Raw genomic sequence first — 26,030 nt, 5'->3', positions numbered from 1 at the left:
CTATGTGGTTCCGATGATAGCGCATCGGCATGACAGCATGTTGCAGGGTATCCACGGGGCCGGCGGGGACGGATCAAAGTCCATTTGCCGGGCGGGCGGGCTTGCGCTAGATTACAGGGTTTTGTTGCGCTGCAATCTCGCGGCGCGCCGGCCGCGCGCGGCCTTTTCCCGCCCATCTTTCTGTCGCCCTTTAGGATTCCCATCATGAGGAAGTTCTCCCGCATCGAGCGCTTGCCGCCGTACGTGTTCAATATTACCGGCGAGCTCAAGATGGCGGCGCGGCGGCGCGGCGAGGACATCATCGACATGTCGATGGGCAACCCCGATGGCGCGACGCCGCAGCACATCGTCGACAAGCTGGTCGAGGCCTCGACCCGGCCCGACACGCACGGCTATTCGGTCTCCAAGGGCATCCCGCGCCTGCGCAAGGCGATCTGCGACTGGTACATGCGGCGCTACGCGGTCGAGTTCGACCCGGATTCCGAAGCCATCGTCTCCATCGGCTCGAAGGAGGGCCTGGCGCACCTGATGCTGGCGACGCTGGACCGCGGCGATACGGTGCTGGTACCCAACCCCAGCTATCCCATCCACATCTACGGGGCGGTGATCGCCGGCGCCAACATCCGCTCGGTGCGGATGACGCCCGGCATCGACTTCTTCGAGGAACTCGAGCGCGCCGTGCGCGAGTCGATCCCCAAGCCCAAGATGATGATCCTGGGCTTTCCCAGCAACCCGACCGCGCAGTGCGTCGACCTGTCGTTCTTCGAGCGCGTCGTCGCGCTGGCCAAGGAGCACGACATCCTGGTGGTGCACGACCTGGCCTACGCGGACATCTGTTTCGACGGCTATGTCGCGCCGTCCATCATGCAGGTGCCCGGCGCGCGCGACGTGGCGGTCGAGTTCTTCACCATGAGCAAGAGCTACAACATGGCCGGCTGGCGCATCGGCTACATGGTCGGCAACCGCGAGCTGGTGGGCGCGCTGGCGCGCATCAAGAGTTACCATGACTACGGCACGTTCACGCCGATCCAGGTGGCCTCGATCGCCGCGCTGGACGGCCCGCAGGATTGCGTCAGCGAGATCGTGGCGCAGTACCAGCGCCGCCGCGACGTGCTGGCGCGCGGCCTGCACGAGGCAGGTTGGAATGTGGAGATCCCGAAGGCGTCCATGTATATCTGGGCGCAGATCCCCGAGCCCTACAGGGCGATGGGCTCTTTGGAGTTCGCCAAGCGTGTCCTGTCGGATGCGAAGGTGGCCGTGTCCCCCGGGATCGGCTTCGGCGAGTATGGCGACGAGTACGTACGCTTCGCTCTTATCGAAAACGAGCAGCGCACCCGGCAGGCGGTGCGCGGCATCAAGGATATGTTCCGCAAGGACGGTTTGCTTAAATGAATCCGATGAAGGTGGGCCTGTTGGGCCTGGGCGTGGTGGGCGGCGGCACCTGGGCGGTGCTGGCGCGTAATGCCGAAGAAATCGCACGGCGCGCCGGACGGCGCATCGAAGTCAGCCGCGTCGCCGTGCGCGATGTGGCCAAGGCGCGCAGCCGCGTCGGGGACGGCGTCGAGGTTTCGACCGACGGCTTCGCCCTGGTGCGCGACCCGGCGGTCGACATCGTGGTCGAACTGATCGGCGGCGATACGCTGGCGCGCGAGCTGGTGCTCGAGGCCATTGCCCAGGGCAAGCATGTGGTTACCGCCAACAAGGCGCTGCTGGCCAAGCACGGCAACGAGATCTTCGCCGCCGCCTCGGCCCGTGGCGTCATGGTGGCGTTCGAGGCCGCGGTGGCCGGCGGCGTGCCCATCATCAAGGCGATCCGCGAAGGCCTGACCGCCAACCGCATCGAATGGGTGGCCGGCATCATCAACGGCACCACCAATTTCATCCTGTCCGAAATGCGCGCCCGCGGGCTGCCGTTCGCCGACGTGCTGGCCGAGGCGCAGCGCCTGGGCTACGCCGAGGCCGACCCCACCTTCGACATCGAAGGCGTGGACGCCGCGCACAAGCTGACCTTGCTGGCCTCGCTGGCCTTCGGCGTGCCGGTCCAGTTCGACAAGGCCTACGTCGAGGGCATCGCGCAACTGGCGCAGGAAGACATCGCCCACGCCGAGCGCCTGGGCTATCGCATCAAGCTGCTGGGCATCACCAAGCGGCGCGTCGATGGCATCGAGTTGCGCGTGCATCCGACGCTGGTGCCGGCCGAGCGGCTGCTGGCCAATGTCGAGGGCGCCATGAACGCCGTGCTGGTGCGCGGCGACGCCGTGGGCCCCACGCTGTACTACGGCCAGGGCGCCGGCGAAGAGCCCACCGCGTCGGCGGTGGTGGCCGACCTGGTCGACGTGACCCGCCTGCACACGGCCGATCCCGGCCACCGCGTGCCGCACCTGGCCTTCCAGCCCGATGCGCTGTCCGACCTGGAGATCCTGCCGATCGAGAAAGTCAGCACCTCCTATTACCTGCGCATGCGGGTCGACGACCAGCCCGGCGTGCTGGCCGACATCGCGCGCATCCTGGCCGATCGTTCCATTTCCATCGGCTCGATGATCCAGCAGCCCGCGCGCATCGGCGGCGCCGACATCATCTTCCTGACGCACGAAGCCGTCGAAGGCAACGTGAACCAGGCCATCGGGCTCATCGAAGCGCTACCGTTCGTGCGCTCGCAGGTCACGCGCCTGCGCATGGAAAACCTCACATGAAGTACATCTCGACCCGCGGCGGCATGGCCCCGCAGAGTTTCTCCGACATCCTGCTCGAAGGCCTGGCGCCCGATGGCGGGCTGGCCATCCCCGAGCAACTGCCGCAAGTCGACGCGGCCACGCTGGAGTCCTGGCGCGGGCTGTCGTACGCCGACCTGGCCTTCGAAGTGCTGTCGCTGTTCGCCACCGACATCCCTGCCGAGGACTTGCGCCGGCTGACGCGCGCGGCCTATCGCCAGGGCGTGTTCAAGAGCGAAGACATCGTCCCGGTGCGCGAGCTGGGGCAGGGGCTGCAATTGCTGGGCCTGTCCGAGGGGCCCACGCTGGCCTTCAAGGACATGGCGATGCAGTTCCTCGGCCAGGTCTTCGAATACGTCCTGACGCAACGCGGCACCACGCTGAACATCGTCGGCGCCACTTCCGGCGATACCGGGTCGGCGGCCGAGTACGCGCTGCGCGGCAAGCAGGGCGTGGCCGTGTTCATGCTGTCGCCGCACGGCCGCATGAGCGCATTCCAGCGCGCCCAGATGTACTCGCTGCAGGATGAGAACATCCACAACATCGCGGTGCGCGGCGTGTTCGACCAGGCGCAGGATATCGTCAAGCAACTGGCCGGCGACCTGGCGTTCAAGACGCGCTATCGCCTGGGCGCGGTCAACTCGATCAACTGGGCGCGCATCGCCGCCCAGGTGGTGTACTACTTCCACGGCTGGCTGCGCGCCGCGCCCAAGGGCGGCGAAGTGTCGTTCGCGGTGCCGTCGGGCAACTTCGGCAACATCCTGTCCGGGCATATCGCGCGCGGCATGGGCGTGCCGATCCGCCGCCTGGTGCTGGCCACCAACGAGAACAACGTCCTCGAGGAGTTCTTCCGCACCGGCGTGTACCGTCCGCGCGGCCCCGAGCACACCTACGCCACCTCCAGTCCGTCGATGGACATCTCGCGGGCCTCGAACTTCGAGCGCTTCGTGTTCGACCTGGTCGGCCGCGACCCCGCCCGCGTGGCGTCGCTGTGGACCGACCTGGCGCGCGACGGCAGCTTCGACCTGTCGGCGCTCAAGCCGCAGTTCGAGTCGCGCTACGGCTTCGTGGCGGGCGCCAGCTCGCACGCCGACCGCCTGCTGACCATACGCAATACCTTCGACGAAACCGGCGTGCTGGTCGACCCGCACACCGCCGATGGCATCAAGGTGGCGCGCCAGTTCATCGAACCGGGCGTGCCCATGCTGGTGCTCGAAACGGCCTTGCCGGCCAAGTTCGCCGAAACCATCGAGGCGGCCCTCGGACGCACCGTGCCGCCGCCGGCAGACCTGGCCGACCTCGAGTCGCTGCCCCAGCGCGTGACGGTCATGGACTGCGACGCACAGGCGGTGCGGGCCTTCATCGAGGCCCACGCCAAAGTGTAAATACGCCTTGCAGGCTGTTTGCAAGGGCAACCCCCGGCCGCCGCGAGGCGCCCGGGGGTTGTCTTTTCATGGCCGCCCGTACAGGGGGAAAACAGGGCATGCGCGACGGGGACGCAGCGATTACAGTCCCATGCATTTTGACCACATCCGGTCACCGCGCGGGGCCGGCGGGCGCACTACAGTGAAACGACATTGTCACTTTGGAGATTGCCCATGACCCTGAAAACCATGACGCTGGCTTTTGCCGTAACCGGCCTTGGCGTGTTGGCGGGATGCTCGTCGCCCTCGGTGGTGCAGCAGCGCGATGGCAGTCAGGTCGTGACGCCCGACGAGCCGAAGTACAACGAGGACACCGGCTTCTACGAGTACGAGAAGGACGGCCACAAGGTCCAGATGAACAAGGACGACGTGAAGACGATCGAGGAGGTCAAGTAGGCGAGGGTCCGCGGTCCAGGCTCGGCCAGGCGCGTTCCCGCCGCTGCCGGACCGCGAAAAAAGCCCGCCGGCGCGATGCCGGCGGGCTTTTCTCATGCTGGCGGGCCTAGCTGGAGCTGGCTTCGGCTTCGGCGTGGTAGCGGCCCACGCGCTCCACCTCGTTCTTCGAGCCCAGGATCACGGACACGCGCTGGTGCAGCTTGTCGGGCTGGATATCCAGGATGCGCCCCTTGCCGTCGATGGCCGCGCCGCCCGCCTGCTCGACGATCATGCCCATGGGGTTGGCTTCGTACATCAGGCGCAGCTTGCCCGCCTTGCCCGGCTCGCGGGCATCCCAGGGGTACATGAAAATGCCGCCGCGGGTCAGGATGCGATGCACGTCGGCCACCATGGAGGCGATCCAGCGCATGTTGTAGTCCTTGCCCAGCGGGCCGGTCTTGCCGGCCAGGCATTCATCGATGTAGCGCTTGACCGGCGGGGCCCAGTGCCGCATGTTGGACATGTTGATGGCGAATTCCTTGGTGTCCTCGGGGATGCGCATCGATTCGTGCGTCAACACCCACGAGCCCATCTCGCGGTCCAGCGTGAACCCCACCACACCGTTGCCGATGGTCAGCACCAGCATGGTCTGCGGGCCGTAGACGGCGTAGCCGGCCGCCACCTGCTGGCTGCCCGGCTGCAGGAAATCCTGCTCGCAGACTTCGTCGGCGCCAGCCACCCGGTGCGGCGCGCGCAGCACCGAGAAAATGGTGCCGATCGACACGTTGACGTCGATGTTGGACGAGCCATCCAGCGGATCGAACAGCAGCAGGTATTCGCCCTTGGGATAGCGGTTGGGGATCAGATGGATGGTTTCCATTTCCTCGGACGCCATCGCAGCCAGGTGGCCGCCCCACTCGTTGGCTTCGAGCAGGATTTCGTTGGACAGCACGTCCAGCTTCTTCTGCACTTCGCCCTGCACGTTCTCGCTTTCCAGGCTGCCGAGCACGCCGCCCAGCGCGCCCTTGCTGACAGCGTGGCTGATGGCCTTGCAGGCGCGCGCCACCACTTCGATCAGCAGGCGCACTTCCGGGCCGAGCGCCTGGGCCGAGCGCTGCTGCTCGACCAGATATTGGGTAAGGGTTTTACGTTTCAAGAGTAGCTCCTAAGCAGCCAGATCCAAGGCTTTCGATACGATTTCCTGCACGTTGCGCGACAGCCCGGCATGTCCGCGCACATGCGTCAGCGCGGCCTGCATGGCGCCGCGCAGCGGTTCGGCAAAGCGCGCCCAGTTGTCCAGGCCGCGCGCCAGGCGGGCGGCGATCTCCGGGTTGAGCGCGTCCAGGGCGAGCACCTGCTCGGCCCAGAAGTCATAGCCGCGGCCATCGGCGCGATGCATGCCGCGGGCGTTGTTCAGGCAGAACTGGAACACCAGCGCACGGGCGCGGTTGGGATTGCGCAGCGTAAAGGCCGGGTGCGCCATGAGGGCGCGCACCGTGTCGATGTCGGTCGAGCGCGCGGTGGCCTGCAGCGTGAACCATTTGTCGACCACCAGCGGGTCGTCGCGCCAACGTTCGTAGAACGCCGCCAGCGCGGCGGCGGCGCTGGCCGGGGCGCCGAAGTTCACCAGCGCCGACAGGGCCGCCATGCTGTCGGTCATGTTGTCGGCCTGGCCGTACTGGGCCTGCGCCAGGGCCTGCGCATCCGCGCTTTCGGCGGCCATCAGGTGGTTCAGCGCCTGGTTCTTCAGCGCGCGCCGGCCGGCCGGGCCAGCCGCCGGGCTGTAGGCGCCTGGCGTCTGGTTGGCGTCGAACGCCGCGCGCCAGGGTCCGGCCAGCTGGCGGCCCAACTCGGCGCGCAGGAAGTCGCGCGCCACGGCCAGGGCGGGCGGGTCGATCTGCTCCATGCGCTCGGCCAGGGTTTTTTCCGAGGGCAGCGCCAGGGCGCGGGCCCGATAGGCCGCATCCAGCGTCGGATCGGTCAGCAGGGCGCGCCAGGCCGCGATGAAGGCCGGGCGCACGGCCAGCGGCTGGCCGGCCTGGTGGCTGGCCGTCAGCGCCAGGATCTCGCGCGTGGCCAGTTCCTGTCCTGCCTCCCAGCGGGCGAACGGATCCGTGTCGTGCGCCGACAGCAGGGCCAGTTCGGTGTCGCTCCAGTCGTATTCGACGATGACCGGCGCCGAGAAGCCGCGCAGCAGCGACGGCACCGGCATGGCCGGCACCTGCTCGAACGTCCAGCTGGCGCGCTCCTCGGTCAGTTCGAGCAGCACGGTGTCGCGCGCCGGCTGGCCGTCCAGGTGCAGCGGCAGCGCGCGGCCTTGCGCGTCGAGCAGGCCGATGGCGAAAGGAATGTGGAACGCCTGTTTGGCGAAGTCGCGTCCGGCGCGCTTTTCCACCCCGACCGGGGCGCAGCGCTGGGTCAGCGTGACGGTGCAGCGGCCGCTTTGCGCGTCGTGGTCCAGCTTGACGCTGACGCGCGGCGTGCCCGCCTGACTGTACCAGCGGCGAAATACCGACAGGTCGCGGCCCGGATTGCGCGCGGCGTAGACCGATTCCATGGCGGCGACGAAGTCGTCGCAGGTCACGGCCTGTCCATCGTGGCGCCGGAAGTATTCATCCATGCCGGCGCGGAACCCCGACTCGCCCAGCAGGGTGTGCTGCATGCGGATCACCTCGGCGCCTTTCTCGTACACGGTGGCGGTATAGAAATTGCCGATCTCCTGGTAGCTGTCGGGACGGATGGGGTGGGCCATCGGTCCGGCGTCCTCGGGGAACTGGGCCGCGCGCAGCGTGACGACATCGTCGATGCGCTTGACCGCGCGCGCGCTCGCGGCGGCCTGTTCGTCCAGGCCGCGCGCCATCATGTCGGCGCTGAACTCCTGGTCGCGGAATACCGTCAGGCCTTCCTTGAGGCTCAGCTGGAACCAGTCGCGGCAGGTGACCCGGTTGCCGGTCCAGTTGTGGAAGTATTCGTGGCCGATGACGGATTCGATGCCTTCGTAGTTGGCGTCGGTGGCGGTGGCCGGATCGGCCAGCACATAGGCCGCGTTGAAGATGTTCAGGCCCTTGTTTTCCATCGCGCCCATGTTGAAGTCGCGCACCGCGACCACCATGAAGCGGTCCAGGTCCAGTTCCAGGCCGAAGCGCGACTCGTCCCAGCGCAGGGCGTGGCGCAACGATTCCAGCGCCCATTCGGTGCGGTCTTCCGAGCCAGGGTCGCTGTAGACCTGCAGCAGCACATCGCGGCCCGATTGGGTGCGCACGCGCTCCTCGCGATGCGTCAGGCGGCCGGCCACCAGCGCGAACAGGTAGCTGGGCTTGGGAAACGGATCTTCCCATTCCGCCTGCAGGCGGCCATCGGGCAGGGTGGCGGTGGCCAGCAGATTGCCGTTGGACAGCAGCACCGGATAGTCGGGCGCCGCGCGCAGCGTCACGCGATAACGCGACATCACGTCGGGCCGGTCGGCGAACCAGGCAATGCGGCGAAAGCCCTCGGCCTCGCACTGGGTGAAGAAGTTGCCGCCGGAGACATACAGCCCCATCAGGGTCGAATTGGCGGCGGGCTTGCAGCGGCTGACGATCTCGACCGCCGCGCTGGGCGGCAGGCCGCGCAATGTCAGGGCGGCATCCTCCAGCACATAGCCGTCACGCGCCCAGTCGCGGCCGTCGACGCGGATGGAAACCAGCTCGAGCGCTTCGCCGTCGAGTACCAGCGGCGCATCGTCCGGGGCATCGGCCTTGCGCGCCACCTGCATGAGGCAGCGCACGGTGGTCGAGGCGGGATCCAGGTCGAATTCCAGCGCCACGTCGGCGATGGTATACGGATAGGGCTGATAATCCTTGCGGTATACGGTGACGGGCGTGTCTGTGCGCATGGCCTACGAAACAGATGATGGACAATGCGGGTATTGTAGATGCAGCGCCGCATGCCCCCGCATTGCTCAGGTACCCAAATGAAACCTTCGCCGGGCGCGGCGGTCGAAGGAATATCCGGTTTGCGTCCGGCCTGGAGGGCCGCAGTCATGTTCAGTATTCACGCCTATTCGCGCCTGGCGCGGCTGGCCGGGCTGGCGGCCCTGCTGGCGGGCGCCGCGCTGGTGGCCGGTTGCGCCGCGCCCAGCGTGTCGGCACGCGTCACCTCGTTCCAGCAATGGCCGGACGGCGTTGCCGGACAGACCTACCAGTTCGCGCCTGAAACCGGGCAGCGCAACAATCTGGAATATCAGTCCTATCAGGACATGGTGCGCGCCGGTATCGGCGCCACCGGCCTGGTCGAGGCGCGCGAGGGCCGCAACGCCCGATTTACGGTGTCGTTCCGTTATGGCTCCGCCCAGACCCAGGTTATGGTGCGGCGGGCCTATGATCCCTATTTCTATGGCGGTTATGGCGGATATTACGGACCGCGCTGGTGGGGCGGCGGCGTTGGATACTGGGGGCCGGAATGGGTGGACGTGCCCACGGTTGCCTATCGCAACAGCCTGAGCCTGGAAATCCGCGATACCGCGCGCGGTGGCGCGGAAGTCTATCGATCGACCGCATACATTACCAGCGGGCGCGACGACCTGCTGGGCGCCATGCCCTATCTGGTGCAGGCAATATTCGACAATTTCCCGGGCAATAATGGCTCGGAACGCGAGATCGAATATCCGCTGGCCCGCTAGCGAATGCGCTGTCGCGGCGCATGGCCGTGGCGATGCCGGCGGCGTGATAAAAAAGGCGCGCCCTGGGGCGCGCCGGCATTCCGGGACGAACGGGCCGTTCAGTCGCGGATGAGGAAGGTGTCGCGATTGGCGCCGGCGGCCTCTTCGGCAGCCAGCCAGCGCGGCGCCTTGCCGCGGCCGCTCCAGGTTTCGCCGGTCTGCGGGTGGCGGTACTTGGGCGCTACCGCGCGCTTGGCGACCGGAGCGCCAGCCTTGCGGCGTGCCGGGGCGCTGGGCGCGCGCACCGACTTGGCCGAACCGAAGGCGGCAGCGATTTCCTCGGGAGTGATATTGTATTCACGCATCGACTTGACGATCGACGCGATCACGGGCTTGCGGCGCCGCGTATGCAGGGCTTCCGCCTTGCGCTTGAGTTTGGTGATTTCTTTCTCTATCTTGGCCTGCAGTACAGCATAGTTTTCACGGGGCATGGTTATTCCTAATTATTTCAAATGACTCGGTCGCCGGCTGAAGGGTATATATGATTGTTGTTTTTCAATAATACAGAAATTGCCCGGCACGGTGTGCTTCCAACTCAGGAAATTTTTGTTTCATATGACAGGCGACACTCGAACCGACGCAACCCCCGCATGCCGCGTGGCGGCCATACAGATGGTCACGGGGCCTGACGTGGATGAAAATCTCGCGCAAGCTGCTGAATTGATAGGGAAAGCCGCGCGGGATGGCGCGCGGCTGGTTGCATTGCCCGAGTATTTCTGTTTTATGGGGTATACAGATACGGACAAACTTGCCATCAAGGAAGAGAGCGGTTATGGCAAAATTCAGAGCTTTCTTTCAAATATTTCATCCCAATATGGAATATGGGTGGCAGGCGGCACGCTGCCATTAACCAGTCCGGACCCGCGGCGCGTATTCAATACAACTTTTGTATACGGTCCCGACGGCGAGCCGGCGGCGCGCTACGACAAAATCCATTTATTCAATTTCCAGCGCGGCGCCGAATCGTATGACGAGGCGATTGCCATCCGGCCCGGCGAACAGGTGCGGGTATTCGATGGCCCGTGCGGACGGGTCGGATTGTCGGTGTGCTACGACCTGCGGTTTCCCGAGCTGTACCGGGCCATGGGGACGGTCGACCTGATACTGGTGCCGGCCGCCTTCACCTACACCACGGGCCAGGCCCACTGGGAACTGTTGCTGCGCGCGCGCGCCGTCGAGAACCAGTGTTACGTGCTGGCGCCGGCGCAAGGCGGGCGGCATCCAACGGGGCGGCGCACCTGGGGCCATTCCATGCTGATCGATCCCTGGGGCCAGGTCCTGGACGTTTTGCCCGAGGGGCCGGGCGTCATCGGCGGTACCATAGAGGCTGCGCGCCTGGCCGAGGTACGCGCCAGCCTGCCCGCCCTGCGTCATCGCGTTCTCTAGACGGAATTCCATGAAATTGATAGATCCCGCCATTTCCGCCCTGGCCACCGCCAAGAATCTGCTGCTCGACCCCTGGGGGTTGAGCGAAGCGGATCTGGCGCGCGCCCTGGGCGAGATATTCACGCACAAGGTCGATTATGCCGATCTGTATTTCCAGTACACCCGCAGCGAAGGCTGGAGTCTGGAAGAGGGCATCGTCAAGACGGGCAGCTTCTCCATCGGCCAGGGCGTGGGCGTGCGCGCCGTAAGCGGCGAGAAAACCGCTTTTGCCTATTCCGATAGCCTGTCGGCCGACGCGCTGCTGTCGTCGGCGCGCACGGTGCGCGGCATTGCCCGGCAGGGCGCGGGCAAGGTCAAGGTGGCGGCGCAAGTACCGCCGGTCGACGGCCGCAGCCTTTATGCCGACATCGATCCGCTGGTCACCTTGACGGCGGCCGACAAGGTTGCGCTGCTCGAGCGCATCGAGCGCATGGCGCGCGCGCGCGACCCGCACGTGATCCAGGTGATGGCGGGGCTGGGCGCCGAGTACGACGTGGTGCTGGTGGCCGGCAGCGACGGCCGCCTGGCCGCCGACGTGCGGCCCCTGGTGCGCCTGTCGCTCACGGTGATCGCCGAGCGCAACGGCCGTCGCGAAATGGGGCACGCGGGCGGCGGCGGCCGCACCGGGCTGGCCTATTTCACCGACGACATCCTGCGCGACTACGTCGAGCGCGCGGTGCACGAGGCGCTGGTCAACCTGGAGGCGCGTCCGGCGCCGGCGGGCGAGATGACCGTGGTGCTCGGCTCGGGCTGGCCCGGCATCCTGTTGCACGAGGCGGTCGGCCACGGCCTGGAGGGCGATTTCAACCGCAAGGGCTCCAGCGTGTTTTCCGGCCGCATCGGCGAGCGCGTGGCCTCGCCCGGCGTGACCGTGATCGATGACGGCACCTTGCCCGACCGGCGCGGATCGCTGAACATCGACGACGAAGGCAACGCCACCCAGCGCAATGTGCTGATCGAAGACGGCATCCTGCGCGGGTACATGCAGGACACCCTCAATGCCCGGCTGATGAAGACCGCCGCGACGGGCAACGGCCGGCGCGAGTCGTTCGCGCACCTGCCGATGCCGCGCATGACCAACACCTACATGCTGGGCGGCGCCACGCCGCCCGAGGAAATCATCGCTTCGGTCAAGCGCGGCCTGTATGCGGTGAACTTCGGCGGCGGCCAGGTCGACATCACCAATGGCAAGTTCGTGTTCTCGGCTTCCGAGGCGTACATGATCGAAAACGGCAAGGTCACCTATCCGGTCAAGGGCGCCACCCTGATCGGCAACGGACCGGACGCCATGAATCGGGTCAGCCTGATCGGCAACGACATGCGCCTGGATTCGGGTGTCGGCACCTGCGGCAAGGATGGCCAGAGCGTGCCGGTAGGGGTCGGCATGCCGACCCTGCGCATGGAAGGCTTGACCGTGGGCGGCACCGCCTGAAGGCTGCCAGGGACGTATCGCCGTCCCGGCGTGGAAAGACCGCGTGGTGACGCGCGGTTTTTTTTGTGCTAGAGTCTACCGCTATGAAATTTGCGTCCCCCGCTTTTTACTTTTATTTTTGGTTTCTGAAGCCGCTGGCGGAGGAAGGGACGCGTGTTAACTGAAGTTTGGTAAAGAATCCCCGAAAAAGCCGCCAGCATAGCTGGCGGCTTTTTTCTTGCCGTCAGTCTGGCGGGCAACCCCAGGAGCCGTGCCGTGTCGCACAATACCGATGACCTTCGTATCCGTGAAATCAAAGAGCTGAATCCTCCCGCGCATGTGATGCGCGAGTTTCCGTGCTCGAAGGATGTTTCTGAAACCGTCTACGCCGCCCGCCAGGGCATGCATCGCATCCTGCATGGCATGGATGACCGCCTGATCGTCGTGATCGGCCCATGTTCGATCCACGATACCAAGGCGGCGCTCGAGTACGCGGACCGTCTCAAGCCGGTGCGCGACCGCCTGGCCGCCGACCTCGAGGTGGTGATGCGCGTCTACTTCGAAAAGCCGCGCACCACCGTAGGCTGGAAGGGCCTGATCAACGACCCCGACCTGGACGGCAGCTTCGATATCAACAAGGGCGTGCGCGTGGCGCGCGAACTGCTGCTGGACATCAACAGCCGCGGCCTGCCGGCGGGCTGCGAGTTCCTCGACATGATCACCCCGCAATACATCGCCGACCTGGTGTCGTGGGGTGCGATCGGGGCGCGGACGACCGAAAGCCAGGTTCACCGCGAGCTGGCTTCCGGCCTGTCGTGTCCGGTCGGCTTCAAGAACGGCACCGACGGCAATGTGAAGATCGCCGTCGACGCCATCAAGGCCGCTTCGCAGCCGCACCATTTCCTCTCGGTGACCAAGGGCGGGCATTCGGCCATCGTGTCGACCGCGGGCAACGAGGATTGCCACGTCATCCTGCGCGGCGGCAAGGCGCCCAACTACGATGCCGCCAGCATCGAAGCGGCCTGCCAGGACATGGCCAAGGCGGGCCTGGCCCAGCGCATCATGATCGACGCCAGCCATGCCAACAGCAGCAAGAAACCCGAGAATCAGCCGCTGGTGGTCGACGATGTGGCGCGCCAGATCGAGCAGGGCGACGCCCGCATCGTGGGCCTGATGATAGAAAGCCACCTGCTGGGCGGCCGCCAGGACATGGTGCCCGGCCAGGCCCTGACCTACGGGCAGAGCATCACCGACGGCTGCATCGACTGGGACGCGTCGGTGCAGGTGCTGGAGCGCCTGGCGCAGTCGGTGCGGGAGCGTCGGCGCACGGCGCTGAGCGCCGGCAAGTAGGGGCGCGGCGCTACGATCCCGGTCACGGCGGTACGTGCGAGGCGGCGCCCGCGCCGCCCATCTCGGCCGCGGCGTTGCGGCAGCGGCCCACCCGGCACGGGCCGAAGTGCACTACGTCGTAGCGCACGCCGCTTTCTCCCGCCGCCTTCAGCACATCCGACAGATGGCGCTTGCCTGCCGGCTCGGTGATGACGGCCAGGTCCACATCCGCGCTGCTGCCGTCGGCGTTGTGCCGACGCAGGAAGTCTAGGGCGAACTGCTGGTGGTAATACAAGGCGTAGTTCTTCATCGTGGCTGCCCCGGCGATGGATGCTCGCCAGCCGACGGCGCTGGCGAGCATGGCATCGGTCAAGGCCTGCGGGCTCGTATTGCGCAGGCGCGCCAGCGCTTCGAGATCCGTCGGCGATATGGCCAGGGCCGGTTGCAGCCCAGTGTAGGCGTCGTGCGCGCGCGCGGCGACTTCCTGGTACACCGGGAATCCCTTGGTCGGCATGGCGTTTTCGGTGTAGTAGTCGATGCGCATGTTCGCCGGCAGCTCGGCATAGCCGTCGCCCCGGACGCGCCTGAGATACCGCGACGTCGTTCTGTCCTTCCAGCCGCCATGCGCCAATACCACCAATTGGCGCGCCTGGCCGCTTTGCGACAACGCGACGCCGTGTGCCACCGGTAGCACGATCCGGTTCGGCGCCGCCGCTGATGCTCCCGCTTGCGGCCGCGGCTCGTTCAGTCCGCCGTGCTTCACGATGTGCTTGCGGCCCGCCGTATCCACGTCGACCCTGCCGGCGTAGCCCGTGACCGTCGGCGCCAGGCCGTATCCGGTGGCCAAGGCATTGCCGAACAGCTTGCGCAGGCTGGGGCGCGCGACGCAATCGGTCTGGCAGCCGACCAGCGTCACTTTTTCCAGCCGCGAGGGCGGTCCGGCATGCTGGATCGTGCTGGCCATATGCGCCAGTTCTGCGGGCGTATTGCCGCCCAGCAACGGCATGTTGTAGCGCGGGGCGCCGTGGCCCACGAACTGGATCTTCAGCGGGCCGGACGCCGGCGTGTCGTCTCCCTGTTTCAACATCAGGGTGCCTTCCCGGGTCTGGCCGTACCAGAGCGTAGTCGCTGCGTGCTTGCGAAACAGCCTGCGCGCAGCGGATTCGGTGACGGTGTCGGAGCCCAGCTGCACTATGACGCGCTGGGCATAGCGGTCGGGGCCGTACGGCGCCTGCGCTCGCGGCGAGGCCGGGCGTGCCATGCCGGCGCCGGAATGCCATCGCTGCATGACCAGCTTGTCCGGCGCCGGTACTGGCGCGGCAAGCTGTTGCATCGGGGTATCGGTAGCCGGGAGTTCCCCACGGCAGCACGCATAGTGCATGAGGTCGTACCGGACGCCGGACCGGGCTACGGCCTGCAATATTTCAGATAGCCTGATTTCGGAGCCCGGCGCGGCCTGCGCGAGATCCATGTCCGGCTGCTGGCGGGCGGCATGGAAGTCGTCGATGGCGCCGAGTCCGGTCTCGGGCGCGGGGCTGACCACGTAGTCCTTGATCAGCGTGCCGGGTGCGCCGATATCCTGGGGCCGGGTCGCGCCGACCAGGGCGTGGCGGGCGACGTCGAAGGGAAGCTGATGCTGGTGCGCGAAACCGCGGATCACGGCACGCGAGAACAACTCCGCGGCGCCCTGGCCCCGTGCGGCCAGCATGGGCGCGCGCAGCGCGGCCTGAGCGGGCAGGCCGCCGATCAACTGGTTTTCCCGCGAGTAGAAATACATGGACGTGTTCGCGGGCAGGCGTACCCAGCCTGCCGGGGATGCGTCGCCAGGCTGGGCAGCGGGCCCGGGGCGGGGCCAGAACCCGTGTCCGACGATCGCCAATTGCCGCGCTTCGCCGCTTTGCGACAGGGTGACGTTGCCGTCTCGGAATACGCGCGGCGCGGGCGCGGCGTCGGCCGGAGGCGTGTCGCCCAGGCCGCCCTGTTCCACGCCATGCTTGCGGCCGGCGGAGTCGACGTCCACCCGGCCGGCGTAGCCCTTGATCTCCGTCCTGAGCCCGCCCGTGGTGATCAGGTAATGGTTCAGCAGGTTGCGCAGGCTGGCGCGCGACGCGCAACCGGTGTTGCAGCCGACCAGGGTGATTTTCTCCACCCGGGCCGCGGCGGGCAGCCCCTGCCGGATGGCCGGCAGCATTCGCGCCAGGTGCGCGGCATTGTTGCCGCCCAGCAGCGGCATGCCTTCCAGTACGCTGCCATGGCCGACGAACTGGATCTTCTGGGGGCCGGTTGCGGGCGCGGCGGCAGCCTGCACTTGCGCCAGTTGGCCATCGGCGTCCTGGCTGTACCAGCTGGCATTGCCGGCATGCTTGCGGAACAGGCGGCGCGCGGCCGTCTCGGTCAACGCATCGCTGCCCAGCTGGACGATGGTACGGTGGCCATAGCGGTCCGGACCGTGCATGGGAGGTTCCGCGTCGACGGGCGTGGGGGGGCGCGGCCGCGCCACGCCGGACCGCTCGCGCCATTGCTGCAGATAGCGCGCCGACACGGTCGCCAAGGGGGGCGCGACGGCATCGGGCGCCGCGCCCGGCGCAGCGGTCTCGCCGCGGCAGCAGGTGAAATGCAGTAGCGGATAGTGATGGCCGGACGCTTCGATGGCGGCCAGCACATCGGACAGCGTGCCGCGCGTGTTGGCGACCGCGAGATCGACGTCGGCCTGGCGGCGCTGGGCGTGGAATTGTTCGACGCCGATGACCAGCGGGTCGATCGCGGGGGCGAGCCGGTAGTTCTTGACCAGCGCGCCGGCGGCCGCCACTTCCTGCACGCGCGTGCTTTCGACCAGCGCCGCGCGGGCGACGTCGAACGGCGCCTGCCGCGCATGGGCGAATTGGCGGATGACCGAGGCCGGGAATTCCTTGACGAAGGGCCGGCCTTGCCAGGCCAATTCCGGATTGCGTGGAATCGCGCGCGCCGGCACTGCCGAGGTCTGCTGGTGATCGACGCTGTAGAAGTGCATGCGCGTGCCAGGCGGCAGGCGCAGCCAGCCCGCCGGGATATCGCTGGAGCCGGGGGTATCGGCCGGCGGACGGGTCCAGCCGGAGTGGCCCTGGATGAGCAGTTGGCGGGCGCCGTCGCTTTGCGACAGCGTGATGGGGCCATGCGTGAACAGCCGCGCCGGCGCGGGTGCGGACGGGGCGGCGGACACGGCCGCGCCAGGGCCGGCCGCCGCGGGTTGCGCGGGCGGGCGCGGCGAGGCAGGCTCGTCGGCGGGCGGCCGATCGCCGAGGCCGCCCGTGGCGACGCGGTGCTTGCGCCCCGCGCTGTCGACGTCGATGCGTCCGGTGTAGCCCGTCACGGTCAGGGCGGGCGCGTCGGGGCGGGAGGCCAGCAACTGCCGGAAGGGTTCGCGCAGGCTGGGGCGGCCTGTGCAGTCGGTGTCGCAGCCTACCAGCGCGATCTTGTCCAACCGGGCGCCGGCCGGGCTGTTCCGTTCCACCTGGTTCAGCAGCTCCGCCAGCGTTGCGCCGGCGTTGCCGCCCAATAGCGGCACGCCATGGTAGACGTCGCCGTGGCCGACGAATTGGACCTTGTGCGGGCCGGGGGCCGGGGCGCCAGCCTGGCGTACGGATTCGAGCTGGCCATCCCGGGTCTGCACATACCAGTTGCTGTTGGCGGGGTGTTTTCCATGCAATGCGGCAGCCGCTCGCGCTGTCGCCGCGTCCGTGCCGAGCTGCACGATGCTGCGCAGCGCGTACGGGTCGGCGCCGGCCGCCGGCGCTGCGCGCGACGAGGGCGGCAGGGGCAGGGCGTGCACGGGCGCCGAGCTGGCCAGCCAGGAACGGATCAGCGATTCGTGCGGCGGCAGTTGCGGACTGGGCGTATCCGATCCGGGCCGCTGGAACTCTCCCCGGCAGCAGGTGTAATGGATCAGGGGGTACGAATATCCGGAGGCCGCGACGGCAAGCAGCAGGTCCGACAACAATGCGCCCTTGCCGGGCGCCGCCGAGGCGAGATCCACGTCGGCCTGGCTGCGCGACTGGTGGAACGCCAGGGCGGCGTCGCGCTGCGGGTCGATCGGCGTGATGAGGTAGTTCTTGACCTCGGAGCCCGGCGCGGCGGCTTCCCGTACCCGGGTCGAGGTTTCGAACCCTTGGCGCGCCACGTCGAACGGCACCTTGGCCGCGTTGGCCACGCGCCGTATGCGCTCGGCGGAAATCTGGTCGGCAAAGGGTTCGGAACGCCAGGCCCGTTCCGGGTTGTCGGGGATGTTGCGCAACGGAATCGCGCTGACCATCTGTCCGTCGTCCGAGTAGAAATGCATGCGTGTGCCGGCGGGCAGGCGCACCGTGCCGCTGTAGCTGGGCGCGACGGCGAGGTCGGGCCGCACCCAGCTGCCGTGGCCATCGATGACCAATTGCCGGGCCTGGCCGCTTTGCGCGATATTGATGGGGCCGTGGGAAAACACGCGCGGCACGGGCTGCGCGCTTTCGGGGCGATTGTCGGGGTTCGTATCGCCCAGCCCGCCGCTGAGGACAGGGTGCTTTTTCCCGCTGCGGTCCACGTTCACCCGACCCTCGTATCCCTTGACCTGCGGGCCGGGCGCGGCCGGGGCCGAGAGCGTCTTGCGCAGTTGCGTGGCCAGGCTGTCCGGCGACGCGCAGTCGCTGCCGCAGCCGACCAGGGCGATCTTCCGCACCGGCGCGCCGGGCCGGCTTTCCTGAAGTTGCGCCACCATCGCCGCCAGTTGCGTACTGTCGTTGCCGCCGAGCCGGGGCCGCGCATTGTCGGCGGAGCCATGGCCCACGAACTGGAGTTTGCCGGGTCCCGGGCGCGTAGCGGCCAGCGGGCGGGCCGGCGCCAGCACGCCATCGGCGCGCTGCACGTACAGGTCCGAGTTGCCGGGGTGCTTGTGGTAGAGCGCGCGCGCCGCTTCGGTGGTAGCCGGGTCGGTGTCGAGCTGGACGATGACGCGACTGGCGTAGGGGTCCGGGTGCCGGCCGGACGGCGCTTGCGGCTTGCCGGACGGCCGCGCCGCGGGGGGGCGGACGGGGGCGGTCTGCGGCGTGTAGGGCCGTTCGGGCGCGGGGCGTTCGAAAGAGATTTCCGTGCGGCCGGAGGCCCAGCGCTCGTCGCGCGCCACGATGACGGCACGGCCGGGGTCGGTGTTCAGCGTTCCCGTCACGCCTGCCTGCGCCGCGTAGCGGGGCGCGCCGGGCGCGCCGCCCACGGCGATGGTGGCCTGCCGCACGGCCCGGTATTGCTCGACGGCCGGGCGGCCCAGCGTCAATGACAGGGCGGGGTTGAGGGTGGTCGACGATATGCCGATGCTCGCGCCGGCCTCGTATCCATCCTTGTCGCGATAGTCATGCAGGGCCTCGGCGTGAATCCGGCCGGCGATGTCCATGTTGCCCTGCTCGGACGAATCGGCGATGAGCGCGCCGCGCAGCCGGGCGTCTCGTCCGACCGTCGCGCGCAGGCCCTGGGAGGCCAGCAGGCCCGCCTGGCCATTCTGCGTCAGGGCCTGGTAGTCGTGTTCGTGGCGCACGCCCGCCCCGATGGTGCCGACCGGCGCCACGAGGGTCCGGTTCTGGATCGCCGCACCCAACGAGACTTCCCAGTTACCGCCGGTCTGCCCGAATCGCTGCTCGTCCTGCCGCGAGATGGCGTTCAGGTCGCGCGCGACATGCAGGTCCATGCGGGTCGCCTGGGCCATCGATGCGTCGAGATTGAGATCGCGCGCCTGCAGGTGCAGCTGCGTGCCGCGCAGCGCCGAGCCTTCGTAAGTCTGTCCGGCGCCGTGGCGCACCGTGTGCGAGCCGTTCAGGCCCGCGGTGACGCCGACGCCTGCCGCGGCCTGCATGGCGTTCGCGCCGGCGTTGACGGTCTGGTGCAACTGGAGATCGTGCTGTGCGCCCGACTCCTGGTTGCGGCTTGCGGCAGCGCGGGCGTTGATGTCGCGCCGGGCCGACAGCGCCAGCCAGTCGGCGCCGCTGAACTTCGTTCCGGCCAGGTCGATGTCCTGTTCGGTGGCCCGGATGTCGAGGTTGCCGCCGAAGTAGTTGGTGTTTTCGGCCTGGGTATTCCTGTGCGAGTAGGCGTAGCCCGTCGCGAGCGTTGCGCTGACGTTGAGCGCCGCGGTGTCGGCGGTCGCGAGCTGTGTCGCTTCGCCCGCCATCTGCAGGGCCATCTGGCCGGCGTGCACCTGGCTATTTTCCTGCTGCGCCTCGGCCAGCGTGTCGCCCAGGCGGGTGGCGGCGGTCACCACGCTCGAGGTCAGCGCGCCGTCGATGCTGGCGCGCAGGTAACTGCTGGCCGTGAGGCTGTCGGTGAGGTTGAGATACTTGGTGGCGGCCACGCGCGCGGCGCGGATGCGCAGCAAATCTGCGGGGATGGCGCCCGATGCCGCGTGTGTGCCCTGGCCGTAGCGGTCGCGGTTGATGTCGGCGCCGCCCAGATCGGCCGTGTTGCCGACCGCCAGCAAGCCCGCGCCGAAATTGAGATCGGCATTGCGATAACGGGTCATGCGCGATACTTCGTATTCGCGCGTCGATTCGAACCCGACCGAGGCATTGGCGCCGGCGGTCTGGCCTCGCCCGGCGTGCGCTTGCAGACCGCCTTGCGCGCTCAGGTCGATGCCGGCCTCGTAGCCGCCGGCGCCGGCGGACAATCTGAGGAACAGTTGATCCACTCGCTTTGCGCGTTCGGCATACGCATGGTCGGCGGCTGCGCGGGCGTTGAAATCGTGGGCGACCTGCAGGTCGGTCTGCTGGAAGCGGGCGCTGCCGCCCTCGATATCGACGTCCGTGGCATGCCCGCTCAACATCGCGCCCTCCAGCGTCGTGCCCTGGAAGCGTGCGTGGCTGGCGGTGGCGGTTTCGGTCTGCGACGACAGCAGCCACAAAGCCTTGTCCAGGCCGTACCGGCTGGTTTGCGAATAGCTGCTGTCGACGTCATGCAGGCCGCCCAGCCGGACCTTTTCCGCCTCCAGGCGGACATGGTCGCCCGAGAGTGTAGCGCCGGCGCTGTCCAGCCGTTTGGCGGCAATGTACAGCAGCCCCGCGGCATCGGCGCGGCCGTTCAGGCGCGCGTCGTGGCGCGAGACCAGCCGGCCGCGTGCATCGTAGCGCGCGCTGGCGGCCAGGCTGACCCGCTCGCCCGTGAGATAGGCCTGCGCGGCGTCCAGCAGGCCGCCCTGGATCGCGATGTCGCCGCCCCGGATGGCCAGCGTGCCCAGCGCCCGCGCGCCGCCGGCGATGCCTTTGTCGTTGGTCAGGCGGACAGCGCCGCCCGAAGCATCCAGGATGACGTCCTTGCCCAGGAATGCCGCATTGCCGGATTCGATCGCCGCGCCGCCGGTGTCGGCGAACACCGTGCCCGCCGACGCCATGAGCGCGCCGCCGGCCTCGCGCGTGGCGCTCGCGGCCGTCCGCGTCGCGCGAGTCAGGTATACCCGCGGCGCAAGCACCTTCTGGCCGTCGATCGTTTCCCGTACGTACCAGACGAAGTCGCGGCTGGCGCGCGCCAACTGTTCGGCGGTCGGCGCCTGGCCCACGCGCAGCCCCAGCTCGGCGGCCGCCAGCGGCGCCGCCTCCATCAGCGACCGCACCAGCGCCAGGCCGCGCACGGCGTTGCGGTACTCTTGGCCGCCCATGGCGCGCGAGATCTGTTCGCGGATCAGCCGGGTCTCGAAATAATTGTCGCCGATGGTCCGCAGCGGCCGGTCCGGCCGGTAGCCGATCAGGTCGAAGAAATACCGGGAACCGTAATAGTGGCTTTGGTCGAGATAGGCCAGACGCGTTTCGTACAGGGGCTGGGGCAGGTCGGGCGGCGTGGCCGGTATGTCGTTGCCGCCCGGCCCGGCAGTGGCGCGCGCCGGCGCGGTGCGCGCGAACAGGCGCCGGTTTTCCAGCAGGGCATGGATGCTGTCCTTGAGTGTCACCGCGGACCCGGCGTCGGGATGGCGGATCGCGTCGATGGAGCCGCGCGGCGTCTCGATCCGCTGTTCGCCGATGTGCACGGCCATGTTCCGGGCCAGCAGGCCGGCGACGTTCTCGCCATTGGTGACGCGCCCGCCCGACAGCATCAGGCCGGCGCCGCCGGCCAGCACGGTCTGTTGCGCCGGATAGAAGGCCAGTTCGCCGCCGGATGCGCGTCCCTGGGCGGCGACGCGATGCTTGAAGCCGGCGTAGCGCGCCATCAGGGTGGGGCGGTCGACCGGGCCGCGCCAGTCCGGCCCGAGCACCGCCGCCATGGCCTGGGCGAACAGCGCCACGGCAGGCCGCCTGGGCGGCAGGGTGGCCTGGTCGAGTAGTTGCGCGATACGCGTGGTGCCGGCTGTGCAGGCCCCCGCCCGGGGGGAGCAGAGGGCGGCGGCGATCAGTTTTTCGATCTCGGCGGCGGGCTTGGCGCGCGCGTCGAAAATCGTCTGCGCCAGTGCGGCGACCGCCGCATCCACCTCGGGGGTGCGAGTCTCCAGCTGCGCCAGCTTCTCGCCGTAGCGGGCGCGCAGCGCGCCGTCCACGCGCTGCCGCGCGGTTCGTATCGCCTCGGCTCGCTGCGCGGCCTCCAGCGCCGTTGCGTATTCGGCCAGGTCCTTGCGGTATTGCGCGACGAGCGCCTGGCCGGCCGGGGTGTCGCGCGTCTTGGCCCGCGGGTCCAGTACGGGCGGGCGGGGCACCGGCGGCGCCGTCGGGTCGGGCGCGCCGATATAGCCCAGGTCGAGATTGCGCAGTGTCTGGAATGCCCATTCCGGCCAGGTTCGGTAGTAGCCCCAGATGTATCTGGGCTCGTCGTTCGACAGCAGGAAGTCCAGAAACTGGTAGAGCGTATGGAATTTCCAGAGCGCCGGGGCGACGTGCTGCGCACGGCTGTCGGTAACCCGCAGCACGATGGGGGCGGCCAGCGGCCGGCGCAGGTACTCGTCCACGGACAGGCTCAGGTGCAGCGATGCGTTGTCGACGTTGCCGTCGACCAGCGCCATCCCGCCTGCCTCGATGCGCCCCTGGTTGGAGACCCGGGCCTGTCTGCCTTTCTGCCCGCCCTGGTTGAGGTAGAGATTGCCGCCGGCCTGCACCACGGATTGGGCGACCCGCACGTCCTTGCCGTCGTAGCGTGGCACGCGTATGCCTGCCACGCCGTTGGCGAACAGTTCGTGCCAGGCGACGGCCGCCGAATGGTAGCGGTCGTAAGTGCCCCCGCCTATTGCCGCGTAGCCTGCCGGGACGATATGGCCGCCAAGGCGCGCCGGATTGCGCAGCAGCGGCGCATCGGCCCGCAGGTCGCCGCCGGCGCGGATGACGCCCAGGCCGTTGTCGATCGCATCGCGGGCGTCAAGCAGCATGTCGGCGGCGCTTTCGATGATGGCCGCCTCGCGGTTGATGATGCGGGCGCCGCGCAGCCGCAGGTCCGCGCCGGACCACAGCAGCGCGCCGGCGCCGTTTTCGATGTCGTTGGCGGCGGATTCCAGCCACAGGCCCTGGCCGGCGGCCAGCGTATCCTGGTTGCGGATCGCGCCGCGCGCCTGGACGGACAGCCGGCCCGGCGTCTCGCTGCGCGCGCGGTTGTCCAGGCTGGCGACCTGCAGCAGCGTCGTTCCCTGCGACACGGGCAGGCGGTGATCGGCATCGAGCGTCAGGTCGACGTCCGGCAGGCTGAGCGCCAGGTCGCCGCCGATGCCGATGCTGCCGTTGTTCGCAAAGCTGCTCAGCGCGAACGAGGCGTCGCCGTTCGCGCCCATCGTTCCGGAATTGGCGAAGGGGCCGCCCGCCGCGATGGACAGCGAACCGCTGGCCGCCATGCCGCCGGTATTCTCGAGCTCGCCGGCGGCCTGCAGCGCCAGCAGCGCGCCGGCGCGCAACACGCCGGCATTGCGGATTTGCGCTCCTTGCGCCTGCAGCACATCCGCCTGGATCTGGCCGAGGTTGACGAAGGCGCGCGTGGTTCGCAGCTGCGCGTCGGCCGCGTCGAGCAAACCGCCGTTCTCGAGCGCGCCGGCCGTGGCCGTAAGGGTGCGTCCCGCTTGCGCCATGCCCGATTGCTCGAGCTGGTCGGCGGCCAGGGCAAGGTCGCGCCCGGCCAGCGTGCGGGCGTCGGCCGTCAGCCGCATGGCGTCGTCGGCATGCATGTCGATGTCCTGATTGGCCCGCAGTACGCCGGTGCTGTCGATGCGCGCCGCCTTCAGAACCAGGTCCGTCACGCTGCCGATCGTGCCGCGCTGGTCGAGTCCTTGGCCGGCGCGCATGTCGACCGATCGCGCCGCGACGTCGCCGGCAGCGTCGTTGACGATGTGGCGGGCGCGCCAGCTCAAGCTCCGGCGAGCGGTGACGATGCCCTCGTTGGCAAGCGTGGCGCCGGCCCGGATCAGCAGCGCGCCGGCGCTGGAGGCGTGGCCCGCCAGGGTCAGGTCTTCCTCGGCGGCCAGCGCCAGGCCGGCGCCGTCGGCCGCGGTGGCGAGACGGCCGCGCGAGGCGATGCGCCGCGCCTGCACGCGCAGGGCGTGGGCGCTTTGCAGCACGCCGCTGTTTTCCAGGTCGGCCGCCAGCGTCAGCGTGCCGGCCGCGGTGCTCGACAGCGTGCCGGCATTGGCGAGGCGGGCGGCGGCGATGTCCTGGCCGTGGGCGAGCATGAAGCCGGCCGGCCGGTTGACGATCGACAGTCCGGCGCCGCCGCGCAGGCGCAGCGCGCCACGAGCGGCTTGCAGCGAGCCGGCGTTGTCCACCCGGCGCTCGACCGAGAGGTCGAGCGCGGGCGTTCCGGTGTCCGGACCGCTGGCCGTCATCGCTGCGTGGTTGGACAGATCTCGGGCGGCCACGCGCAGCGCGGCTGCGCTGAGCAGCATCCGGTTTTCCAGCGTGCCCTCGACCGTCGCCTCCAGCGCGCCGTGGGTTGCGATGTAGCCCAGGTTGAGCGCCGGGCCGCCGATACGCAGGCCGATATGGCCCCGTCCCGCGCCGGTGCTGTCTATGGCGCCGCCTTCGTTGCGCAGCCCGCCGGCCCGGATCGATATGGGTTGGCCGGCTGCGTATAGGCCGGCGTCCGAGGCCAGCAAGGCGTTCGGAACGGCGCGCTGCGGCTGCCGCACGTCGACGATGACGGGCATGCCGTTGGCCAGCGCGACGCTCGTGCCCTCGATGCGTCGGCCGCCGCCGTCGGCGCCGTAGAGCGTGCCGCGCAGGGTCAGCGTGCCGCTCAGGGCGATATCGATGGCGGGTGTGGATTGCCGCGCTGGCGCCGCGGGCGGCATGGCGATGACGCGGGCATGCTCCAGCGTGGCATTGCGCGCCGTCAGGCTGACGCCATCGCGCGTGCCGAGCAGGTCGGCGGCGATCGATGCATCGCCCCGTGCCGCCAGCGCGATGCGGGCGGCGTGCACCGGGCCGTGCACTGCCAGTGCGTCGCCGGCCCGCAGCCGCACGCGGCCATGCGGCGCGCTCAGCGCTCCGTGCGTCGCGATACGGCCAGCGGCGGCGCGCACTTCGATATCGCCGCCGGACGCGGCGATGCCGCCGATCAGCGCGTCGCCGCCGGCACGAACCGTCGTGGAACCGGCCGTGCCATCCGCGGCGGTGCGCGCCGCCAGTGTCTGTACCGAAATGCCGCCCGCCGCGTCGATGGCGATATGGCCGGCCGCCGAAACCAGGCCGCGGTGGCGTACGCCCAGGCCGGCGTCGCTGGAAACCAGCGTGATGTGCCGTCCGTACATGGCGCCCGCGGCCGATCCGTCGATGGCGTAGCCGGCGCCGGCGTCGAGCGCGGCGGCGGGCTGGCCGCCCGGCCGCTGGCGGGCCCGGCGTCGATGGTCGTAGCGGTTGGCGCCGGCCACGACATTGATGTCGGCGGGCGGCCCGCCGCCGTCGGTGCCGATTGGCCCGTGCAGCGCCACGGCGCGGGCGACCAGGTCGAAATAGGACAGGCCGGCGGTATTGACGCCGCGCGGGCCGATTTCCAGCCTGCCGCGCGCCACTTCCAGTACGCCGCCGGCGCCCGGGCGGCCGGTGGACAGGATCAGGCCCCGGATATTGATGGTGCTCAGGCCATTGGCGGTCAGGCCATTGGGGTTGGCGACGAGCACGTCGACGGCCGGGCCGAATACCTCCAGGGTGCCCTCGAGCGTGCTGGGCGAGATGCCGGTCACCTCGTTGAGGATGGTGCGCGCGGGCCTGTGCAGGCCGGGATTGCCGCTGATCCGGCCGGCGAGGGCGGAGACGCCCTCGGCCGTGCTGTTGTTCAAGACCACGCCCGGCCGCTGCATGTTGAATTCCGTGTAGCGATTGTGCGAAATACCCGTCGCATCCGGATCGGCAATCTGGATAACCGGCACGCCATTGCGGGCCGGGGCGACCTGCGTCGCGCCTTGCGGCGCGATGCCGCCTGCCGCTGTCGCGCCGGCCGGTACGAGCATGGCCAGCGCCACGGCCGTTGCCCGCCGCGTGCCGCGCAACGGACGGCCGGTACGGTGTTCGTGGACGGGGACCAGCATGCCGAGGGCTGCGGAATGGACCAGTTTGAAGCAATGCTTGTTCATGCGGCCGGCGGGCGAATACGGAAGCGCTGCATGCGATAGTGGCCCTGGACGCGGCTCGCGAACATCGGAATCAATGCTGGCTGTGTGTGGGATTCTGCTTGGCGGTTGGCACATGTCTGCAGCGAGTACCGTGGGCTCT

Annotated in this window: 12 protein-coding genes; 8 read left to right on the top strand and 4 right to left on the bottom strand. The window is 68.8% G+C overall.

Annotation, left to right across the window (positions count from 1 at the left end; genetic code table 11):
* Positions 1-204: 204 nt before the first annotated feature.
* From alaC to CAL11_RS14735, 4 genes are all read left to right on the top strand, one after another.
* Entirely contained in the window at positions 205-1,392 is a 1,188-nt protein-coding gene (gene alaC, locus CAL11_RS14750) for an alanine transaminase (RefSeq protein WP_033462229.1), read from the top strand.
* Positions 1,389-2,693, top strand: a complete 1,305-nt coding sequence (locus tag CAL11_RS14745) for a homoserine dehydrogenase (protein ID WP_033462230.1) — start codon at positions 1,389-1,391, stop codon at positions 2,691-2,693. Before alaC ends, CAL11_RS14745 begins: the two co-directional genes overlap by 4 nt.
* Positions 2,690-4,096, top strand: a complete 1,407-nt coding sequence (thrC, locus tag CAL11_RS14740) for a threonine synthase (RefSeq protein WP_068926681.1) — start codon at positions 2,690-2,692, stop codon at positions 4,094-4,096. Before CAL11_RS14745 ends, thrC begins: the two co-directional genes overlap by 4 nt.
* Before the next feature lie 213 nt (positions 4,097-4,309).
* The gene (locus CAL11_RS14735) at positions 4,310-4,531 is read left to right on the top strand and encodes a YgdI/YgdR family lipoprotein (RefSeq protein WP_003813070.1); all 222 of its coding nucleotides are present in this window, start codon (positions 4,310-4,312) and stop codon (positions 4,529-4,531) included.
* 106 nt (positions 4,532-4,637) lie between these two features.
* On the opposite strand, the gene CAL11_RS14730 is transcribed toward CAL11_RS14735, so the two are convergent.
* Positions 4,638-5,666 carry a class 1 fructose-bisphosphatase gene (locus CAL11_RS14730; RefSeq protein ID WP_033462233.1) on the bottom strand — a complete coding sequence of 343 codons (1,029 nt, stop codon included), beginning with the start codon at positions 5,664-5,666 and terminating at the stop codon, positions 4,638-4,640.
* A 9-nt stretch (positions 5,667-5,675) separates the two neighbouring features.
* Positions 5,676-8,384 (bottom strand): aminopeptidase N, encoded by a 2,709-nt coding sequence (pepN, locus tag CAL11_RS14725; protein ID WP_033462235.1) that lies wholly within the window; start codon positions 8,382-8,384, stop codon positions 5,676-5,678.
* A gap of 147 nt (positions 8,385-8,531) precedes the next feature.
* Between pepN and CAL11_RS14720 the strand changes: the two genes are divergently transcribed.
* Complete coding sequence (locus tag CAL11_RS14720) at positions 8,532-9,170, top strand: DUF4136 domain-containing protein (protein ID WP_033462236.1); 639 nt, start codon at positions 8,532-8,534, stop codon at positions 9,168-9,170.
* Positions 9,171-9,268: 98 nt separating this feature from the next.
* Here the strand turns inward: CAL11_RS14720 and CAL11_RS14715 are convergent, their stop codons facing one another.
* A complete protein-coding gene (locus CAL11_RS14715; protein WP_086093337.1) occupies positions 9,269-9,640 on the bottom strand; it encodes an H-NS family nucleoid-associated regulatory protein in 372 nt (123 codons plus the stop codon).
* A gap of 124 nt (positions 9,641-9,764) precedes the next feature.
* Between CAL11_RS14715 and CAL11_RS14710 the strand changes: the two genes are divergently transcribed.
* From CAL11_RS14710 to aroG, 3 genes are all read left to right on the top strand, one after another.
* Positions 9,765-10,595 carry a carbon-nitrogen hydrolase family protein gene (locus CAL11_RS14710; protein WP_033462240.1) on the top strand — a complete coding sequence of 277 codons (831 nt, stop codon included), beginning with the start codon at positions 9,765-9,767 and terminating at the stop codon, positions 10,593-10,595.
* A gap of 10 nt (positions 10,596-10,605) precedes the next feature.
* Complete coding sequence (gene tldD, locus CAL11_RS14705) at positions 10,606-12,066, top strand: metalloprotease TldD (protein WP_033462241.1); 1,461 nt, start codon at positions 10,606-10,608, stop codon at positions 12,064-12,066.
* Between the two features lie 255 nt (positions 12,067-12,321).
* Positions 12,322-13,395 carry a 3-deoxy-7-phosphoheptulonate synthase AroG gene (gene aroG / locus CAL11_RS14700; protein WP_033462242.1) on the top strand — a complete coding sequence of 358 codons (1,074 nt, stop codon included), beginning with the start codon at positions 12,322-12,324 and terminating at the stop codon, positions 13,393-13,395.
* 22 nt (positions 13,396-13,417) lie between these two features.
* On the opposite strand, the gene CAL11_RS14695 is transcribed toward aroG, so the two are convergent.
* Positions 13,418-25,891, bottom strand: coding sequence for a C80 family cysteine peptidase (locus CAL11_RS14695; RefSeq protein ID WP_086093336.1), 12,474 nt, complete (start codon positions 25,889-25,891; stop codon positions 13,418-13,420).
* Positions 25,892-26,030: the final 139 nt, after the last annotated feature.

Origin of the sequence: Bordetella genomosp. 6, assembly GCF_002119705.1 — a bacterium.
Classification (GTDB): Bacteria; Pseudomonadota; Gammaproteobacteria; order Burkholderiales; family Burkholderiaceae_B; genus Bordetella; species Bordetella bronchiseptica_F.
The sequence above is the reverse complement of the archived record's forward strand: the minus strand, read 5'-3'. Positions and strand labels throughout refer to the sequence as shown.

What these genes read in the sequence shown, in the direction of transcription:
- CAL11_RS14735 (WP_003813070.1), top strand. Translation starts at nt 4,310, where the DNA reads ATGACCCTGAAAACCATGACGCTGGCTTTTGCCGTAACCGGCCTTGGC.
- CAL11_RS14710 (WP_033462240.1), top strand. Translation starts at nt 9,765, where the DNA reads ATGACAGGCGACACTCGAACCGACGCAACCCCCGCATGCCGCGTGGCG.
- thrC (WP_068926681.1), top strand. Translation starts at nt 2,690, where the DNA reads ATGAAGTACATCTCGACCCGCGGCGGCATGGCCCCGCAGAGTTTCTCC.
- CAL11_RS14695 (WP_086093336.1), bottom strand. Translation starts at nt 25,891, where the DNA reads ATGAACAAGCATTGCTTCAAACTGGTCCATTCCGCAGCCCTCGGCATG.
- tldD (WP_033462241.1), top strand. Translation starts at nt 10,606, where the DNA reads ATGAAATTGATAGATCCCGCCATTTCCGCCCTGGCCACCGCCAAGAAT.
- CAL11_RS14720 (WP_033462236.1), top strand. Translation starts at nt 8,532, where the DNA reads ATGTTCAGTATTCACGCCTATTCGCGCCTGGCGCGGCTGGCCGGGCTG.
- alaC (WP_033462229.1), top strand. Translation starts at nt 205, where the DNA reads ATGAGGAAGTTCTCCCGCATCGAGCGCTTGCCGCCGTACGTGTTCAAT.
- pepN (WP_033462235.1), bottom strand. Translation starts at nt 8,384, where the DNA reads ATGCGCACAGACACGCCCGTCACCGTATACCGCAAGGATTATCAGCCC.
- CAL11_RS14745 (WP_033462230.1), top strand. Translation starts at nt 1,389, where the DNA reads ATGAATCCGATGAAGGTGGGCCTGTTGGGCCTGGGCGTGGTGGGCGGC.
- CAL11_RS14715 (WP_086093337.1), bottom strand. Translation starts at nt 9,640, where the DNA reads ATGCCCCGTGAAAACTATGCTGTACTGCAGGCCAAGATAGAGAAAGAA.